Origin of the sequence: Aquimarina algiphila (assembly GCF_947494415.1) — a bacterium.
Taxonomy (GTDB): Bacteria; Bacteroidota; Bacteroidia; order Flavobacteriales; family Flavobacteriaceae; genus Aquimarina; species Aquimarina algiphila.
The window spans coordinates 549,992-570,580 of record NZ_CANLVC010000010.1 but is presented as its reverse complement, the minus strand read 5'-3'; the positions used below and the strand labels follow the sequence as shown (position 1 = coordinate 570,580).

General features: G+C 31.7%; 16 protein-coding genes. 10 read left to right on the top strand and 6 right to left on the bottom strand.

Annotated features, from left to right (window positions below; genetic code table 11):
- Positions 1-74: 74 nt before the first annotated feature.
- The 3 genes from PQF96_RS26010 to PQF96_RS26000 form a co-directional block, all read right to left on the bottom strand.
- A complete protein-coding gene (locus PQF96_RS26010) occupies positions 75-266 on the bottom strand; it encodes a hypothetical protein (RefSeq protein WP_271769787.1) in 192 nt (63 codons plus the stop codon).
- Positions 267-327: 61 nt separating this feature from the next.
- Positions 328-765, bottom strand: a complete 438-nt coding sequence (locus PQF96_RS26005; RefSeq protein WP_271769784.1) for a nuclear transport factor 2 family protein — start codon at positions 763-765, stop codon at positions 328-330.
- A gap of 111 nt (positions 766-876) precedes the next feature.
- Positions 877-1,752, bottom strand: coding sequence for a helix-turn-helix domain-containing protein (locus PQF96_RS26000; RefSeq protein WP_271769781.1), 876 nt, complete (start codon positions 1,750-1,752; stop codon positions 877-879).
- Positions 1,753-2,465: 713 nt separating this feature from the next.
- Between PQF96_RS26000 and PQF96_RS25995 the strand changes: the two genes are divergently transcribed.
- The 9 genes from PQF96_RS25995 (at position 2,466) to ppk1 (ending at position 15,984) form a co-directional block, all read left to right on the top strand.
- On the top strand, positions 2,466-2,798 hold the full coding sequence (locus PQF96_RS25995; protein WP_271769778.1) for a single-stranded DNA-binding protein: 333 nt from the start codon (positions 2,466-2,468) through the stop codon (positions 2,796-2,798).
- Between the two features lie 260 nt (positions 2,799-3,058).
- Positions 3,059-3,724: a Crp/Fnr family transcriptional regulator gene (locus tag PQF96_RS25990; protein WP_109433843.1), complete on the top strand. Its 666-nt coding sequence runs from the start codon at positions 3,059-3,061 to the stop codon at positions 3,722-3,724.
- Between the two features lie 379 nt (positions 3,725-4,103).
- A complete protein-coding gene (locus PQF96_RS25985; RefSeq protein ID WP_271769774.1) occupies positions 4,104-7,634 on the top strand; it encodes a metallophosphatase in 3,531 nt (1,176 codons plus the stop codon).
- A 30-nt stretch (positions 7,635-7,664) separates the two neighbouring features.
- Positions 7,665-9,275 carry a glutamate synthase-related protein gene (locus tag PQF96_RS25980; RefSeq protein ID WP_271769772.1) on the top strand — a complete coding sequence of 537 codons (1,611 nt, stop codon included), beginning with the start codon at positions 7,665-7,667 and terminating at the stop codon, positions 9,273-9,275.
- Positions 9,276-9,315: 40 nt separating this feature from the next.
- Positions 9,316-10,065, top strand: coding sequence for a hypothetical protein (locus tag PQF96_RS25975; RefSeq protein ID WP_271769769.1), 750 nt, complete (start codon positions 9,316-9,318; stop codon positions 10,063-10,065).
- Between the two features lie 5 nt (positions 10,066-10,070).
- Positions 10,071-10,457: a DUF2721 domain-containing protein gene (locus PQF96_RS25970; protein WP_271769766.1), complete on the top strand. Its 387-nt coding sequence runs from the start codon at positions 10,071-10,073 to the stop codon at positions 10,455-10,457.
- Positions 10,458-10,475: 18 nt separating this feature from the next.
- A complete protein-coding gene (locus PQF96_RS25965; protein ID WP_271769764.1) occupies positions 10,476-12,431 on the top strand; it encodes a thiamine pyrophosphate-binding protein in 1,956 nt (651 codons plus the stop codon).
- Positions 12,432-12,578: 147 nt separating this feature from the next.
- Positions 12,579-13,820, top strand: coding sequence for a cation:proton antiporter (locus PQF96_RS25960; RefSeq protein ID WP_271769761.1), 1,242 nt, complete (start codon positions 12,579-12,581; stop codon positions 13,818-13,820).
- A 148-nt stretch (positions 13,821-13,968) separates the two neighbouring features.
- A complete protein-coding gene (ppk1, locus tag PQF96_RS25955) occupies positions 13,969-15,984 on the top strand; it encodes a polyphosphate kinase 1 (protein WP_271769758.1) in 2,016 nt (671 codons plus the stop codon).
- A 167-nt stretch (positions 15,985-16,151) separates the two neighbouring features.
- Here ppk1 and PQF96_RS25950 read toward each other — a convergent pair whose 3' ends face one another.
- Positions 16,152-16,838, bottom strand: coding sequence for a Crp/Fnr family transcriptional regulator (locus PQF96_RS25950; protein ID WP_271769755.1), 687 nt, complete (start codon positions 16,836-16,838; stop codon positions 16,152-16,154).
- Between the two features lie 425 nt (positions 16,839-17,263).
- Between PQF96_RS25950 and PQF96_RS25945 the strand changes: the two genes are divergently transcribed.
- Positions 17,264-18,175: a hypothetical protein gene (locus PQF96_RS25945; RefSeq protein WP_271769754.1), complete on the top strand. Its 912-nt coding sequence runs from the start codon at positions 17,264-17,266 to the stop codon at positions 18,173-18,175.
- Positions 18,176-18,337: 162 nt separating this feature from the next.
- Here PQF96_RS25945 and PQF96_RS25940 read toward each other — a convergent pair whose 3' ends face one another.
- Both PQF96_RS25940 and PQF96_RS25935 read right to left on the bottom strand, forming a co-directional pair.
- On the bottom strand, positions 18,338-19,606 hold the full coding sequence (locus PQF96_RS25940; RefSeq protein WP_271769752.1) for a S41 family peptidase: 1,269 nt from the start codon (positions 19,604-19,606) through the stop codon (positions 18,338-18,340).
- 71 nt (positions 19,607-19,677) lie between these two features.
- Positions 19,678-20,544 (bottom strand): RNA polymerase sigma factor, encoded by an 867-nt coding sequence (locus PQF96_RS25935; protein ID WP_271769749.1) that lies wholly within the window; start codon positions 20,542-20,544, stop codon positions 19,678-19,680.
- Positions 20,545-20,589: the final 45 nt, after the last annotated feature.

The following is a 20,589-nucleotide window of genomic DNA, read 5'->3' as shown; positions in this document are numbered from 1 at the left end:
AAGAGTTTTTTATATAAAATAATTATCAGGTTTTTTTGTTTCCCTGATTTGAAGAAGTAAAACCTAATGTGATTTTAATTTGAATATGCAGATCTAAAGTTTCCAAAAATTAATCCAATAAGTAACATTCCGATTCCAATTCCTGTTAATGAACCTCTAGTCAAATCAGATATCCCTATATATTGTGAAATAATTTGTGTAGATGCAATTGCAAACATTCCGATTGACAACAGGATTCGTGATTTTCTTTTTGTAATTCTATTCATTGTCTAGTTCTTTTATCTAATAAGTATTTCGTTTCTCATCTTCGTTACACTTTTTTCAAGTTTAAAAATCTCTCACAAAACGAACATTAGTAATTAGTCCATTTTCAACTTTATAAATAGAAACATATGTAGTCTCTTTACCATCATTAGTGACCAATTCATGATTGATGACATAGGGACCATTATTCATTTGATTAACAATCTTAACGGTTACCAATTTATTTTCGAAATCAGATTTAAAAATGGGAGCCAACCTATCTGACCCTTTTCCCAGTAACTTATCTGGATATGTATACACTTTTAAATCTTCATGATATAGTTTTATAAAATTATCGTAATCGTGTTGATTGAAGAAATTCATTCTTTTATTCACTACTTCTAGAGGCGTTAAATCGGAGGTTTGTTTTGATAATCCTGAAACCTTATTTTTGGTCATCTCATGTTGTTCTGTGCACGCTATTGCAAATAGCATTAAACATATAAGTGTTATTTTTCTCATCATTTTGGTGTTTTAATTCTTTGAGTTTTTTGTTCATATTACTGCTTGTTCTTCTATTGTATATATAGAAGTATGTAATAATGATATGAGACAATATTCAGTAATAAAGGATTAAAACACTTTAGAAAACATGTTTCCTTTGACAAAAAACATGTGTTTTAATCCTTTTTTATAAGCAGAAGGTGTTACGCCATTTTTTTTCTTAAAGGCAGTATTAAAAGAAGTGACATTACCAAAACCAGAATCATAAGCAATTGTAGCAATTTTCTCATTTGCATATTTTGAATCCTTTAATAAAACCTCGGCTTTTTCAATACGATATTGATTTACAAAATCATAAAAATTTTGTTGTGCGTTTTCATTAATAACCTGTGAGACTTCTCGAGCTTTGATTTTTAATTTTTTAGAGACCATATTTAACGTAAGATTATTATCCAAAAAAATATGTTCGGTTTCAAAGAGTTCTTTAACTTCTAGAAACAGCATCTTTGAAAGCTTTTTATTTAAGTTAGAACTGTTATACTTCTGTAGGTTAAACTTATGATGACTAAGGAATAAGTAGCTAAAAACATAAATCAAAAAAGAATAAAATATAGGTCCTCTAATGTAGTACATCGTAAAATCAAAAAGGTTTACAACATAATGAAGCCAAATGAGTGTGGCTCCAATTAAGATATTTCGATACCAGTGCACTACATTTTTGGGGATTTTTAAACGATTTCTATATAGATTAGACCAGGATAATATTAAATATAAAAGTAAATGAAAAACTACAATTCCATAGTTCCAAAAAGATTCGAAATTTCCATTTCTAGGCACAAGAGGAATTAAAAAAAGAAACGAAATAAAGGGAACAAAATGGAGATACTCTTTTATTGAGAATGATTTACTCTTCTCAAAAAGTGTAATTCCATAAAACCATAAAGAGGGGGCTGCAAACAAAATTCCTGAAATACCAATATTGTTCTGCCAATTCTCTAAAGACATATAATAGTTTAGCACAGATTTACCGACCCTTATGGTTAGCCCTAGTATAAAAAGCGCTAAAAAAATATTAGATTTATTGTTGCCCTTTTTAAGCCTTAATAAATAGAAACTTAAAAATAACCCTTGAGCCAAACCAAGAGATGCAAGAATAAGAATGAGACCTGTTGTCAACATTTAGTAAATTTAAAACTTTCTCAAATTATGATAATGGAGCGATGCAATTTATTCCACTCAAAATTCAATATTATACCCATAAAGTACTTTAAAGAACATGTTTATTTGAATCAATGTTGTTACTTTTCTAAATCAAATAAAGCGCTATATATATTTGGGTAAAGCAAATTTGTCTTAATCAATCCAATAATTCTACACTTGTTTTTGCTACCCTAATATACTTATAAAACATTCGCCTATATACGTTATTAGCTATCTTTAGATTTAAAATTTTATTTTTAATAGAAAAAACAAAATCCAAAAAAAGAACATAAACCACTACATATCAGCGTTTTTAATCAATTTCAAACGACTACAAACGATTACAAACGAAACTAAACACTTCCTAACCGAATCCTATTTGCCATCTGATTTAGGTTTGCATTGTCGAATTGAATTATTACAAAACAATGTATGTCTCATTTTCGATACGAATTAAAATTTCCTGAAAATCAATTCAGGATATAGTATTAACTGTTTAACACGAAAAATTTAAATTTATGAACACGCTAAAAAACAAAGTACAGTTGATTGGAAACTTAGGACAAGAACCAGAAATCGTAAACCTCGATTCTGATAGAAAACTAGCAAAATTTTCTATTGCAACAAATGACTATTACTACAATAAACAAGGGGACAAAATTACCGATACCCAATGGCATAATGTAATAGCATGGGGTAAAATTGCTGATATCATAGAAAAGTATGTAAATAAAGGGCAGGAAATTGCTATTGAAGGTAAACTTACTTCCAGAAGTTATGATGATAATGAAGGTCAAAAACGTTATATCACAGAGATTGTTTGTAATGAATTATTGATGCTAGGAAAATAAATTCATTTTCATATTTACACAAAAAAGTCCTCAAATGAGGGCTTTTTTTAATTTTGAAAAAGAAGTGTAGTTGTTTCAAAAAAACAAAAGACGATTTCAAAACATTCATTTTCAAGCCCTCTTACAGCCCTAGATTTAAAACATTGAAAACCAACAAAATCACAAGATTGTCGTCCAAAGTAACTTTCCAAAATTAATTCTGCATTGATATAGTCAAAATTCTGTACTTTTAACAATACCAATTCATAAACCTCACCCTCTTGAATACATATACCAAATATTGGTTTCTAGAAGGATTTAATCTTTTTAATAAACTTGGTAGAATTACAATGATGCGTATGTGCGAAATTCTTGAAATGGAAAATATCGACAAAGGCACTACAATTCAATTACTTAATAGTGAAGAAAAAAGTGTTTTTTTTCTAAAAAGAGGAACTATCAAAATTGTTGATACTTCTAGTGATACGGTAAAGTATATTGTAAAGAAAGGAAATATTTTTGGTGAACTCTCTCTATTTGATCGTCAAGCTGCAAACGAAGAAAAAGCTATAGCACTAGAAGATTGTATTATATGTTATATAGAAGCAGATAGAATGGAAAAAATTATGGAGCAGCATACATCCTTAAAAAACGGAGTTCTTAAAGTATACGGCTTACGAATAAAGAAGTTAGAACGTAGATTAAGAGATTTACTTTATAAAGATAGTGCTGCTAGAATTAAAGAATTTATAATCGACTATATTAAAGAATTTGGTGAACTTGAGAACGATAGAGTTATAGCAAAAAACCTCTTGTCTCATAAAGACATATCTCATCTTACTAATACATCTAGACAAACCGTAAGTAACACAATGAGCATGTTCAGAAAGCAAGAAATTATTGATTATGATGCTCAATTTATTTCATTACCTAAAGAAATACAATGATTTTTTTTAAGAACATATATAGAAAGCTTGTTGTTAAACAGAGAATAACCACTAATACCCCCTGTTACTATATCACTACATACCGTATTGAAAGCTTTGCGCAAATTTTTCGTCAAATCAATCACCATAGCAACTAATTAATGAGTCCAACCATAAAAACAATCAAAATCTTAGATTATTTTAGTCTTACCGCTTTCTTCTTGGTTGGTTTAGGTGAATACTTTTTATATTATTTTACTGAAATTTCAGGTCATACTTAGAACGATGAGTTTATCAAATTTGCCCCCATTAGAAAGCTTAGTCTTAGAGTTTTTTTTAGCTTAACATTGTTAAAGATTTATCAACTAAAAATTGATAGAAAATAATTAAACCATTTTAAATGAAAATATTTAGTCACACAAAATATCTATATTTTCTTTGTTTACTCTTTCTTGCCATTCAAGGATATACTCAAGCAATAGAGAAGTCTATTTTTATCACTGCAAACCTCGGAGACGCGAAAAAAGAAAGTATGTTAAGCCAGATAACAAAACATGCTCAACAGCATGATGCAACAGCACTTTTAATCCTTGGTAATACAACAGGAAAAAATGGGTTTGATGGCTCAAATGTAGAGAATAATATAAATGCCCAACTTGATATTCTTTCTTCTTTTAAAGGAGATGTGATATTTACGCCGGGATATTATGAATGGGTTTCTAACGGACATAGAGGGGTTCGCAAATTAGAGAAATTTATACAAAAAAATAGTAAAGCAAAGTTCTATCCGGATGAAGGATGCCCAATAAAGAAAAAAGATGTAAGTGAAAATGTAGTTCTAATTACTATAGACTCACAGTGGTATCTAGAAAACTGGAATAATCATATTTATTTAAATGAAGACTGTGATATCAAGAACAGAACTTTATTTTTTCTTGAGTTCGAAAGCATGCTTAAAAAATCTCAGGATAAGATAAAGATTGTGGCTATTCACCATCCCATACATTCTAATTCTGCTCACGGTCTACTTGCAAATACTGCGGGGACATCTCTACATGATTTTGAAAACAGACAATATAGAAGTTTAAGAAATCGATTATTAACGACCGCAAGACGATCAGAAAATATAATTTTTGTATCTGGTCATGATAAAAACCTTCAGTACATTAATAAATATGGAATCCCACAAATCATTAGTGGAGCCGTTGGAAAAACTAAAAATCTGAGAAATAGTACTGAAGAAAATTTTGCTTCCACACAAAAAGGATATGCTAAACTTGATATTTATAAAAATGGAAAAGTAAACATAGATTTTTATACTGCAAATCAAATCAATACTTCCATTTTTTCAACCTCAGTTTTTAATGGAGAAAGAAAAGGAATAAACTACACTTTTAAACCAGAAAGTAGTTTTAATGCGACTCAAAGTGCTTCAGTATATTCTAAAGAAGAAACCAGAAAAAGTAAAATATACAAAGGCTTATGGGGAAATCACTATAGAGAATTTTACAGCAAACCTGTCGATGCTCCAGTCGCTTTTCTTGATACATTGAAGGGAGGGTTAACTCCCATAAGACGTGGTGGAGGTCATCAATCTTTATCCTTACGTCTTAAAGACAAAAATGGGAAACAATATGTAATGAGAGCTCTAAGGAAAAGTGCAGTTAAATTTATTCAATCAACAGCATTTCAGGATAAATATGTAGAAGACGATCTAGAAGACAGTTATGCAGATAGGTTTTTATTAGATTTTTATACTACTGCGCACCCTTATACTCCTTTTGCAATTGACAAGTTATCAGATGCTGTAGATATTTTTCATAGTAACCCTATACTGTATTATATTCCTAAACAAAGAGCATTAGGGCAATATAATGATGAATATGGTGATGAATTATATCTCGTTGAGGAAGCCGTAAATTCTAGTCATACAGATCTATCCAGTTTTGGAAAACCTAAAGATATTCTAAGTACCAATGATGTATTAAAAGAAATTCATAAAACAGGAAAATCTATTGTAGACGAACCTTCTTATATAAGGGCCCGATTGTTTGATATGCTAATTGGTGATTGGGACCGACATGAAGATCAATGGAGATGGGCCGTATTTCAAAATGAAGATGGCTCCGAAGTTTGTAAACCCATCCCAAGGGATCGTGATCAGGCATTTTCTGTATTTGATGGTAGTATTGTTTCATTTTTAACTTGGGCCATACCTAGTTTACGGAAAATGCAATCTTTTGATGAGGAATTGAAAAGCCCTAAATGGTTTGCCCTTTCCCCATATTCTATGGATTTGACTTTTCTCAATCAATCCGATTGGAATGAATGGGATAAACAAGCAAAATATATTCAAGAAAAATTAACCGATCTCGTTATCGATCAAGCATTTGATAAAATTCCTAATGAAATCAAAGGAAGATCTATTGATGAAATAAAAACAAAACTCAAAGGAAGGAGAAAGAACATAGTAGATATCGCTCGCAAATATTATAAATTCCTAAATAAATTCGTAGTACTTGCCGGTACTCAAAAAGACGATCTTTTCGAAATTACAAGATTACCTGACGGAAAAACAAAAATAAGTATCCAACGAAAAGATCTGGATATTTTTAATAGGATCTATACTAAACAGGAAACTAAAGAAATTTGGATCTATGGCCTTGATGGAAATGACACTTTTAAGATATACGGTAATGGTGACAATCCTATTAGTATCAAAATCATGGGAGGTAAGAAAAATGACACTTACGATTTTCAAAATACCCAGAAAGTTAAACTTTATGATTATAAAGGCAAAAACAATACAATTATAAATAAACGGTCAAAAAAATGGTTGGTTGATAACTATAAAATAAATAATTATGATCATAAGAAACGTAAATACAATTTCAATCAATTACTACCTTTAATCGCTTTTAATCCCGACGACGGATTACGTATAGGTGTTCTTGAGCATTTTACTCACTATGGTTTACAGCGTAATCCTTTTACCCAAAAACATTCAATAAGCGCATCTTATTATACTGGATCTTCTGGCTTTGACATATCATACAAAGGAGAGTTTTCTAATATCTTCCACAACTGGAATTTTGGTGTAGAAGGATTATATACTAGTCCTAATTTTGCTATTAACTTCTTTGGTGCTGGAAATGAAACTGAATATGACAAAGATGAAGTAGATTTAGATTTTAATAGAACAAGAATTAGAAAATGGAATACTGCAGTTTCCTTAATTTGGAGAGGAAGGGATGGAGGATATTTTCAGTTTAAACCTCTTATCGAATCTTTTGAAGTAGAAAATACAGAAGATCGTTTTGTAAATACTTTCTTTGATCCAAACAGCACTGTTTTTGATAAACAAACGTATGCAGGTGCAGAAGTTACTTATCAATTTAAAAACATGAATGACCTTGGCTTTCCTACTCTGGGTATGAGAATAGGAATAACTGCCGGATATAAAACTAATATCGATGGAGGTGATAACAACTTTGCTTATGTAGAGCCACATATTGCTATAGATCATAAACTAATTAAAAGTGGAAAACTAGTTCTCGCAACAAAGATTGGCGGAGAGGCTATTTTGGGAGATGATTTCGAATTTTATCATGCTGCACAATTAGGTGGAAATCGCAGTTTAAGAGGATTTAGAAATGAACGTTTTATTGGTAAATACGCTGCATATCACAATACAGATTTACGTTTACAAATGGGAAAATTCAAAACTAGTTTTATCCCTCTTAAATATGGTCTTTCCGGAGGGTTTGATTATGGAAGAGTATGGATAGAAGATGATGACTCAGACAAATGGCACAACAGTGTTGGTGGTACTTTATGGATAAGTGGCCTAGATACTTTTACTGCAAACCTAGGTTATTTTGGTAGTACTGATGGAGGCAGGTTAGTTTTTACACTTGGATTTGCTTTTTAAACATGATCATAAAACAATAAAAATATACTTATGAAAAAACCTGTCGCAATTGCACAACTAAGCAATTTAGAAAACAAAAAACCAGCTCATGCCTTGGTAAATGGATTAGATCTAGTTATTGTGAAATTTGACAAAGAAATTTCTGTATTATACGGGAGGTGCTTACACCGTGGCGCATTAATGGCAGATGGACATGTGGATGGACATAACCTTATCTGTGGAGTTCACGGTTGGGATTATCGTTACGATACTGGTGTTTCTGAGTATAATAATAATGAAGTTCTATATAAATTCAATACTAAAATAGAAGGTGATACACTTTATGTAGATGAAGTAGAAATTGACGCTTATCTTAAAAATGCGCCACAACCTTTTAATAGAGATGAATACCTTGGTGCTTATGCTGATACTCACCCAGAAGAAACAGAACCATATACAGGTTATATCAAAGAATTAGCCAAAAATGGTCTAAAAAACTTAGGACATCATGGTTTTTCGGCATCTATGGGAGTAGACCGAAATACGTTACCCAAATGGAATGATATTCAATTTTTACCAGCACAATTAGCGAGCAGACCTTTATTAGACCATGAAGATGTTGATACAAAAGTAGTGATTGGTCCTAATGCTAAAAAACCACTTTCTATTGACATACCATTGTTTGTAAGTGATATGAGCTTTGGAGCACTTTCTCGAGAAGCAAAAATTGCACTATCCAGAGGTGCTGAAATGGCAGGTACAGGCATTTGTTCTGGAGAAGGTGGAATGTTACCCCAGGAACAAGAAAACAACACTAAATACTTCTATGAACTCGCCTCTGCCCAATTTGGTTTTTCATGGGATAAACTCGATAAAGTACAAGCATTTCATTTTAAAGGGGGACAAGGAGCAAAAACCGGAACAGGTGGACATTTACCAGGAAACAAAGTAAGTAAAGAAATTGCAGAAGTTAGAGGATTACAGCAAGGAGAAACCGCAATTTCTCCTGCTACCTTTCCCAATTTTCATGGAGTAAAAGATTTTAAAGCTTTTGCAGATGAAGTACGCGAACGGACTGGTGGTATCCCTATTGGTTTTAAGATTGCTGCCAGCCATATCGAAAAAGACATTCAATTTGCTTTAGATGTTGGTGTCGATTACATTATTCTGGATGGTCGTGGTGGTGGAACAGGTTCTGCCCCTACCATTCTAAGGGACAATATAAATGTTCCCACCATTCCTGCCTTAGCAAGAGCAAGAAAATACCTAGATAAAGTAGGAGTTACAAATATTACCCTAATCATAACAGGTGGTTTACGAATTGCAGAAGATTTTGCAAAAGCAATGATGTTAGGTGCAGATGCAATTGCAGTATCTAATTCTGCGTTACAAGCTATCGGTTGTTTAGGAATGAGAGCCTGTGGTAGTAATAATTGTCCGGTAGGTATTGCTACGCAAAAAGAATCTTTGAGAAGTAGGTTGATCATAGAGTCATCTGCTAAACAACTACATAATTATTTTGATGCGACCAATGACCTTATAAAGGTAATTGCTAGAGCTTGCGGATATGATGATATTTCAAAATTCAATCCTGATGACCTTTCTACTTTTGATTATGATATGTATAGGTTAACAGGGATTAATTATGCAGGTGTTCTTTAAATCAATCCAAAAACAAAATACTGACTTAAAAAAACAAGATATGACTACTCAAATGCATTTGGCTGCTCAATATTTAGCAGCCGCCGGAATAAGTTTTTTAGAAAAGAAAGATGATGATAGCCATACAAATCTAGGGTTTTCTGCAGAAGAAGGGAGTATGTTTACACATCCTTTAAACTCAGAAGGCGACTCTTTATCTCTTAGTTATCAAAATTTTAGTTTGGATTGGAATTCTAATATTTCAAAAACTTCATTAAAATTAGATGGCACTACTCATGACGAAATTGTACAATGGATTACACAAAAAGCTGTAGAAGCGAACATTAAACAACCATTTAAGTATGATCTCCATTATGAATTACCCTACCCCACTATTACCAATGATTTTACTTTCAAATTAACCAATGTAAGTAGGCTAAGAGAATTGACAGGCTTTCGAGTATTAGCACAACTTACTTTAGAAACATTCTTAGAAAATCAGCAATTGCAATCAGACATTAGGATTTGGCCTCATCATTTTGATATTGGCACCTTTGCTTCATTAAAAGATAAAGCAGGATTTGCCATAGGTATAGGCTTAGCAATTCCTGACACAATGATTGATGACTATTATTTCTATATCAGTGCATACAAAGGTCATGATGGAGTGAATACTTTAGGCTTAAAAACATTAACTCATGGCGAGTGGAGAAATGATGATTTTAAAGGAGCTACCTTACCCATAACTGGTGTTGATGAAATAACAGTTTCTACATTTTTTGATGAAGCTATCAACGCATTCAAAAGATAAACACTATGGATCATTGGTATATCCCAGCTACTATAATACCTGGTATTGGACTTCTGATTTTATCTACTTCCAATCTTTTAGTGAACCTCAGCACCGAGATTAAAACATTGATTGCAGAAGTAACTAATAATAAAGAAATTTTAATTAAACGAAAGCTTAAGCAACTTAAATTATTAAATAACGCTATGGTTTTTCTCTATGTTGCTGTTGCTTTTTTTGTTATCTCGGCATTAGTATCAGGAGTATACAAAAGTACAGGGACTAGTTTTGACTCGGCAATCTATATTACTATTTCTGGTATTATTAGTGCCTTGTTGGCTTTGACAACTCTAATTATCTATTCATTTAGAGCTGTAAAAATCAGACAAGATCAATTTCACAACAAATGTTAACACAAAAAATAACAGATCATGACTTCAAAAAAAGAAACTGTATGGTACAAAGTATTGGACAATAAAGATAGACTTCCCGAGGGAAGAGTCCAAACTGTTACCGCAGGCCATCAAGGTGTTTGCTTAACTCATTTCGAAGGGAAATTTTCTGCATTAGATAATCGATGTCCACATCAGGGTGGTCCTTTGGGAGAAGGGTCTATAGAAAATGGATTGTTACGTTGTCCTTGGCACGGATGGGATTTTCATCCTTGCACAGGATTACCTCCTGGTGGTTATGATGATGGTGTTAAGACCTTTGAAGTCAAAGAAGAAGATCATGCTATTTATGTCGGAATCCCTGAAGAGCCCGCTCACGAAGACACTGTATCTGATGTTATGATTCAAACAATGGTAAATTGGGGCATCAATACTGTTTTTGGAATGGTTGGTCACAGTAATCTTGGTGTTGCAGATGCCATGCGAAGATTGGAGAAACAAGGAAAATTAAAATATTTTGGAATTCGACATGAAGGAGCAGCAGCATTTGCAGCCTCTGGTTATGCTAAACTTACAGGAAAACCAGCTGCATGCTTTGGTATTGCAGGACCCGGAGCAACCAATATGTATACGGGTATGTGGGATGCCAAAGTAGATCGTGCTCCTTTATTAGCACTTTCTGGACAAGTAAATACCCAAGTCGTTGGCACAGGTGCTTTTCAAGAGGTAGATCTGGCCAAAGCCTTTGATTCTGTAGCAGAATTTAATCATGCCGTACATCAAAACTCTAATCATAGCGAGCTAATGTCATTGGCAGTTAAAAGTGCACTGATAAAACGAGATGTATCTCATCTTACTTTTCCTGACGAAGTAGCATTCAGTAAAAAATCAAAAAAAGATCAGCCACAAACTCCAGAAAATCGAATCACCTCCTTTCATATTTCGCCACCAAAAGAAATGATTCGTAAGGCTAACAATATGATATTATCCTCTAAAAGACCCGTAATTATTGTTGGACACGGGGCAAGGTTTAATATGGAAAGTATTATTGCATATGCAGAAACTCTTAACTGTCCTGTAATTACTACCTTTAAAGGAAAAGGGTTGATCCCTGATCATCACCCTCTTGGATGCGGTGTTTTAGGAAGAAGTGGTACTCCTATCGCGTCATGGTTTATGAATGAGAGTGATGTATTAATCGTATTTGGAGCGTCTTTTTCGAATCATACAGGGATTACACCAAAAAAGCCTATTATTCAGGTTGATTTTGATCCAATGGCATTGAGCAAATTTCATAAAGTCGATGCTGCATTATGGGGAGAGATTTCAGAAACTTTAGGGGTATTAACAGAAAAAACGAAAGGAAAAACCAATACGATAGACCAAAAACCTGAAATACAGGAACGTTGGAACATCTGGAGAGAAGAAAAACAAAGTAGATTAGAAGATTCTAGCTCTATAGGATTAAGTTCTATTGCTCTTTTTGATGCGATGAATAAAGTAACTCCAGAAAATGCTGTAATAGCGGTTGACGTAGGAAACAATACGTATTCCTTTGGACGATATTTTGAACCAAAAAACCAATCCATTTTGATGTCAGGATATTTAGGTTCTATTGGATTTGCATTACCTGCTGCAATGGGTGCATGGGCTGCACAAGGTCATGAAAGACCTATTTGGTCTGTTTCTGGAGATGGCGGTTTAGGACAATACCTTACCGAAATTACAACTTTAGTAAAGTATAATATGAACATTAAACATATTGTACTCAACAATTCTGAATTAGGTAAGATTTCTAAAGAACAACGTGCCGCAGAATTAGACGTATGGCAAACTTCATTGCAAAATCCAAGTTTTGCTCAATTTGCAGAAAATTGCGGAGCACTAGGGGTAAGAGTTGAAAAATTAGAAGATTTGGTTCCTGCTATGGAAAAAGTTCGTGATCATAATGGCCCTGCTTTACTTGAAGTAATAACCGATGTAAGTTTGATTTAATAGTTCAGGAATTAAAAATTCATGGGTAATACCTAAATAAGAATCATTGTTCAGTTAGAAGATTCGTATCAATTACGAATTGATACTAAAAACATCAAAGATCTAAATATCCCTTCAAAAATATACTAATGTAAAACCTTAGAAAACATGTTACAATCCTTTAGCATTATTTTTGCCATAGCCGCTTTCTTTAATTTTGTGAATTATAAATGGCTTAAACTACCAACTACAATTGGTTTAATGTTGATGAGTCTGGCAACAGTTGTAATTATAACGTTGAGTAAAAGTATTGTTCCAGGATTTTATATGTTCTTTTGTGATATTGTAACAAACTCTGATTTTAGGTCATTACTCCTTGATGGAATTTTGAGTTTCCTTCTTTTTGCAGGAGCACTACATGTTAATATTGATGAACTAACTAAAGAAAAATGGCCTATTCTTTTATTTGCTACACTTGGAGTATTAATATCTACTTTTATTGTTGGAGGCTTAACATACGGCATTGCACAACTGATTAGCGTAGATTTACCTTTTTTACATGCTTTACTTTTTGGAGCATTGATTTCCCCAACCGATCCAATTGCAGTAATGGCGATTCTTAAAAAAGCAAATATTGCCAAAAGCCTAAGTATTAAAATTGAAGGAGAATCATTATTTAATGATGGAATCGGAGTTGTTGTTTTCTCAGGGATTTTAATTCTAACAGGAATGGAAGGACATCATGAAGAAGGTTCGGTTGGTCTTGAAATTGGGAAATTGTTTCTTGAAGAAGCTATAGGTGGAATTCTTTATGGAGGATTACTCGGTTTTATTGGATATCATTCCATCAAATCAGTAAAAGAAAATCCCCAGCTAGCCGTAATGATAAGTTTAGCGATTGTGTTAGGAGGATATGCGTTTGCATCCCTAATTCATGTTTCTGGACCTTTGGCAATGGTCATTGCCGGTATGATCATCGGAAACAAATTAAATATTGCTAACAACAAAGGTGCTACAAGAAAAATGATTAATGAAATTTGGGAGGTGCTCGATGATGTTTTTAATGGTATTTTGTTTGTACTAATAGGACTAGCCATACATCTTTTAAAATTCGATGCTAATCATTTGATTCTTGGTGTTCTGGCAATCTTAATTGTACTAATTTCGAGATTTATATCTGTTTTTGTCCCTTATTCTTTATTAAAACATGTTGAGAGTAGCCCACTAAAGACAGTTACAATATTAACTTGGGGAGGATTACGAGGAGGAATTTCTATAGCATTAGCATTAAGTCTAACAGATAATGCATCTTCAGAAGTAATTCTGTATATTACCTATGTTGTTGTTTTGTTTTCTATAATTATACAAGGACTTAGTATAGGAAAATTGGTTGAGAAAATTTATACTTAAAAAACATATTTCTTTACCTAAAAATAACTTAAATCTAATTTTGGGTTTCATCATTTATGAAAGTATGATGTTACATTGTTTCGAAAATAGAATTCAATTACTTCTTTTTTTCAAGTGTAGGGTCGGTTTAAAATTTTAAATATAAAAAATGTCATTAATATCAAAGAAATACTACAATAGGGATCTTTCCTGGTTGCGTTTTAATCATAGGGTATTACAAGAAGCAGAAGACAAGAATAATCCTTTATATGAACGTATTAAATTCCTTGCTATTTTTTCTTCAAACCTGGATGAATTCTTTAAAGTACGAGTTTCAGATATTAGAAAAATAAAAAAACTCGATAAATCATTACGTAAAAAACTAATTACAAAACCCAATAAACTTTTAAAGCAAATCAAAAAACAGGTTCACATTCAGCAAGAAGAATTTGGAAACCTATTTACCAATCATATTCTTCCTGAACTCAAAAAAGAAGGAATTGAATTAATACGCTACGAAGATTTCACATCATCCCAGAAAGAATTTGCTGAGCACTATTATCAAGAGAATCTTAAGAATAAACTTACTCTGAATATCAATACAGAACGAGAAGATAAAAAGGTTTTTATTGAAAACGAACAACTGTATTTAACTGCGTTATTAGAGAATAAAGAACTAATCATTGTCAAAATTCCTTCAGACACTTCAAGATTTGTTACGTTTCCAAATCAGAATAATACTCATTACATCGCTTTTGTGGATGATATTTTAAAGTATAGTCTTGCCAAATTTTATATCCAAAAAGAAATTTCTGCTTTTCATTTAATAAAAATCTCTCGCGACGCAGAGTTATATATTGACAACGAATACTCTGGAAATTTATTAACTAAAATTAAAGATTCCCTTGGCAACAGAGATACGGGGCAAGTCACTAGACTTTTAATAGATGATACCATGCCTATAGAACTATTAAATCTCATCAAGGATGTTTTGGATGTTAATGAAACTGATATTCTATATGGAGGAAGATATCATAATTTCAAAGATTTTTTTGGTTTTCCTAACCCTACTCAAAAAAATCTTTCAGAAAATGAATTAATTCCGGTACAGAATCATGAGCTTCAAAAAATTCCAAATATATTTGATGCTATCACAAAAAAAGATAGGGTATTTTATTATCCTTATGAATCTTTTGATGATGTTCTACGTTTAGCACAACAAGCTTCTCTCGATGAAAATGTTACTAAAATCAAGGTGACTTTATACAGAATTGCCAAACAATCCGGACTCGCTGATGCTTTACTTACTGCAGCAAAAAATGGAAAAGATGTTTTTGTTTTTATAGAAACAAAAGCGCGGTTTGATGAAGAAAATAACATACGTTGGGGACAAGTTTTAGAAGATCACGGAGCAAAAGTAATGTATAGCTATCCGGGAATTAAAGTCCATTCAAAAATACTATTGATAGAACGCTTAGAAAATGAGGTTCAAAAAACTTATGGCTATATTAGCACAGGTAATTTTAATGAAAAAACTGCCAAAATATATACCGATTTTGGGTTAATGACTGCAAATCCAAGTTTAACCTTAGAATTAAATCAGGTATTTCAATTATTGGAAGGGAAAGTCATCATTCCTAAGACAAAAAAACTACTAGTTTCTCCTTTTACAACAAGAAGTACATTTGAAAAATTAATAGAAACCGAAATAAAAAATGCAAAGGAAGGGAAAGAAGCTTATATCATATTAAAGCTAAACAGTCTTCAGGATCATAAAATGATAGACTTATTGTATGAAGCTAATAACGCTGGAGTTAGGATAAGACTTATTGTACGAGGAATTTGCTGTCTGGTTTCTGGGATTGAAGGGCAAAGTGAACATATATATATTACCAGTATTGTAGATCGTTTTCTGGAACATGGAAGAGTATACATATTTGCAAATGACGGGAATGAGAAAATGTATATGGGTTCTGCCGATTGGATGACTCGCAATTTGGATCACAGAATCGAAGTCATAACACCAATACTCGATAAAGATGTATATTCAAGAATAAGAAAAATGATTCAGTTTCAATTGGATGATACAATAAAAGCTAGAATTATAGATCAAGATCAGAAGAACAATTATGTAACTTCATCTACAAATCACAGAGCACAATTGGAAACAATATCAGGAATTTAAGTCATACAAAAATGAGCCAAAAAAGAAGAAAGGATAAAAAAACAAAATTCTTGGTCAGGAGTTAAACATTGATAAAGACGAATCAAAAGGTTTGAAAGAAAATTATCCAAATCGCTTCCTTTTTTTGAAGAATATTTTGAGTAACTTTTATTACACTCTTATTGTGTTTATATAACATTAATTATTGCAATTAATTTTTTCATGTTTTTAACCGTTATTGTACTTTCCTTAATTTCAATCGCTTCTTCTTCTTTTAAGTCATGTAAAACTCTAACTAAAGATTCGATCGATGTTCCTACAATATTACTATGATCTCTTCTAGATAATTTAAAACTATTATTATCATCAAAGAATTCTTCCAACTTTATAATGGACAATGCTGTTCTTTCTCTAACATTATACTGAGCCATAATTTTAGAATTATTTACAAATACTCCAAACTCATGGCTAATATTTTTTAATAAACAATCCATCATATGACGATTATCCTTTATGATAGAAAGAAAAATGTTTTTAGGAATCAAAAAGAAGGAACAATCTGTCAAACAACCTGCAGAATGAGAATACATCTCTTCACATAACAAATTATGATGACCTAAAATTCCATTTTCTTTAACCAAATGAAAAATATGTTCTTTTCCATTTAATCCTGTAGCATATTTTTTTACTTTACCTGTTTTTAGAATATATACTCCTGTAGGAATTGAGGCCTCGTGGAATAAAACCTGACCCTTTTTAAGATTAAGAACAGTTTTACTTTCTTCAAACTTAGCCATCACTTCGTCTGGAAAATTTTGTAAAAAAGATTCATTAACAAAAGAATATCGCTTATGGGGGAAAAGGATATTGATCATGGGGTAAAGCAATTAAAACATGTCTGTACGTTAACGTACTATATTTAAATAAATTTTAATGTTCTCTTAAAATTAAGGAATTATTATGATAAATTAACTTAAACAATTAACTTTTCTTTGATATTACCCTTTAAAACAATCAATTTAACAATTGATATTTATCAACTAGTCTATTGATTAATTTAGGATATCAGATCATAATAAGTAAATATCTTTGAGCAAACTAACCATCCTAAATTATAGCCTCTTCGCATTGACACACTTCTACAACTCCTAAACATTAAAACATAGTATTTAAGAACTAAAAAAATCTTGTTTGAGATTAACTATGATACACTTCTAAAATTAAGATTAGTTAATATCAAATCCAGCAAAAATATTCAGATTTTTTTTATATTTAATTTTATTAACCAGCACACAAACCAATGACGCAATCATCTAACCTACAACAAAAAATAATTACGATTTTAAAAGCATCTACTTTCTTAATTTTCTTAGGAAGAGCATATCAACATATGGTATGGGATCCTCCTTATCGAACATTTTTGTGGGATGAAGCCATCTTAAAAGGCTTTGTCGAAAGTGTTTTTGGAGTATCATGGAATGAGTATGTTACCAGTCTTTCGGTGGCAAGTTCTATTTCTTTATCCATAAAGATCATAGGAGTCTTTTACCTCCTATGTGCTGTCGTTACCCTACTAATAAAACCAGGCATGAAAAAAGTTGGTAAACTTTTTTTATTAGGAGGTAGTATAGGTCTTTTTATTTTGGCTGTATTGTATTGTAAAGAGAAATTTTTTCATGTTGGTCAATTGTTTGAATATACAATTCAATTTTTGAGTCCGGTATTACTTTATATGGCAGTGTTTACTTCTATAGAGGTTAAAAAAATACGTATGATCGCACTTATTGCAATAGCACTTACATTTAGTTGTCATGGATTGTATGCCATAGGATATTACCCCAGACCAGGGAGTTTTGTTGATATGACAATTAATACATTACCTATTAGTGAACCCAGTGCTCATGCAATGCTTAAAATTGCTGGTATTATTGACTTTCTAATTGCTATTACTATTTTCATCCCAAGATTATCCTATCCTTCATTGTTGTATGCTTTTATATGGGGAGGGTTAACCGCTATAGCTCGTTTGACCGGACATTTTCATGTTGATTTTCTAGGGAATACTTTTAGTCAATGGACATGGGAAGTGATTATCAGGCTACCTCATGCATTAATTCCATTGTTTGTAATCGTAGTAGATCGACCTAATTCGCGTTTTTTTAAATACCTAAAGATGATACATTATAGAAAAAAACCTCAAACTGCTGTATAAAATCTGCTTTAATATCTTCATTTAAAGAATAAAGCAAATGGCTTATATAAAAACGGTCTGAAATTATTTTTAGGCTGCTTTTTCACATACTAAAACAACAAGACTATTTTTTTACAAATTCCATAGTATTCTTTATTTTAAAATATTATAAATTCCTAATTGTTACTTTTTGTTGGTTGTGTTTCTTTTATTTATATCCTTAAGTACCCAATCCATAACCTCATCTACTCCATTTTTATAGTTGTTCCATTTAGGAGTGAATAACACATCTGGTTGTACTCCAGCAGTATTTTTTTCCTGAAAACGAAATAGATGCTTTGAATATGTAACTATCAAATTAGAATTAGGAAGTTTAAATTGACCCAAATCCTGATAGCTATATGGGTTACCACCAGTAGGTTCTCCTACAATTTTGGCATTCAGAATTTGTCTAAACTGCACTGCATTGGCCATTGCTGCAGAATATGTAAATCGATCAGTCAAAGTATAAACACCAGATGTCCAATTAATAGGTTCTGCTATGATTAAATACTCTGCAAGTTTTAACCCAAGAAAAGTATTTCCGCCATAATTCTCTCTTACATCAATAATTAAATTTTCAGCAGAACTACTATTTATAAAGTCCAATATATTTTCTGAAAATGCCTGCATTTCATCATAAGGTGGATATCTTCTGAATTTTATATACACTGTTTTTTTATCTTCCAAAAGAGTAAACCAAAGATTTTCCATTTTGGCAGAAGTAGGTCGATTCACCTTAGGATTCTTAAAAGATATTACCTCTGTAAGTGCTTCTGTCATCTTTTCACTAGGAATAACTTCTATATCTATTGTTTCAAGTTTATCAATATCATCAGCAAACACAAATGATGCTTTTTTAAGATCTTTTGTGACGTTAAATGCATGAAGAATTTCTGAAACCATAATATAACTACAGGTTCTCTGCATTAAGGATTGTTTGTTTTCTACAAATGGAGCTATTGCAGAAGTTTTCTTTACAACCTCTTCTATATCAGTTTTATTTATGCGTATGAGTTTCTTTCCCAATAAATGTTGATATTTTTTGCTTGTCTTTAGCACTCTTAATTCATTTCCAAAGTCAAATAATTCTAGAGGGTATTTATGTCGTTTAGTATCCCAAAGTGGCATAGCCGTATGCCCATCACTTTGACCATTTCCAATTCTTCGAGTCAATTTCATAAGTTCAACAATTACTTGAAAATGTGTCAAATCAGAAATTTGATCTTTGATTTTTTGTATTTCGATATCAAAATCTTCTTTGCTTATTGTATGATATATATCAATATGTTTTTCCTGCAATGTTTTTTGATAGAAATCAATATCTTCTATCCATTCTTTAACATTAGCTTTTTGTGAATAGGAAATAAATACAAAACCAAAACTTAGAATAATCGTTGTTAATAACCTCATAGAAATATTTTTTATTACATCTACAGATGTAAAGATGATAAATTCATCAAGGTGTTACACTTATTTAACATTTATTCAAAATTAAAAGTTTGCCTAACCGCTTTAGTTGATAATAGTTTTTTTACACTTAGTACATCTGTTGGTGTTTTCAAAAAAGGGTGTTCTTGATATATTTTTTGATATTCAGAGACAACTTCATCTTTATAACGTTCGACTTTTTTTTCGACTATTTTGTTGATACTGTTAATTGTATTTTTCTGAAAATGCAGGTTAACCGGATCAACAAATCCCATTTTTATAAACCCTGCTGTTTTTCTCGCACATCGGCAAGGGTTATTTTTATTGATCAATCCGCATTTATTATTCATAAAATTATATAATTGTTCTTTTGCACGATGTAACTTCACTCTAAAATTCACTTTAGATATTTCCATAATTTCACTTCCAACTCTATCTGAAAATTCAAACAACTCTCCAATAATAAAAATCATTCGTTGTTCACGGTCCAGACAGAGAAGCATGCCTTTCATACAGCTTATTTTTGCTTCTTTTATTAGTAGTTTATTTTCTGTAGCATAAGAGTAATTATTTAATGATTCATCAGATAAATTGTCAATCCCTTGTCCGAATTGTTCAAAAGTCAATGTATTTCTCTCATGTTTTCCTCTTTTCATATTAAGAAAATGATTCTTAGTTATTCTAAAAAGCCAAGTTCTAAACGCACTTTTTCTCTGAAAAGATGAAAGATTTGTAATTACTTTTATCAAAACTTCCTGCATTATATCTAAAGCTTCTTCTCTATCTCCAATAAAAGTCAAAGCAACATTGTAAATCCAATCCTGATGCTTCTTGATGAGTTTTTCTAAAGCCATTTTATCTCCATTGATAGATTTTTCAATAAGGAAGTAATCTTGATCATGCTTTTTGTTATCATTCATAATATTTGTTTTTCAATAAAGGGATATAGCCTAAGATGAATCACT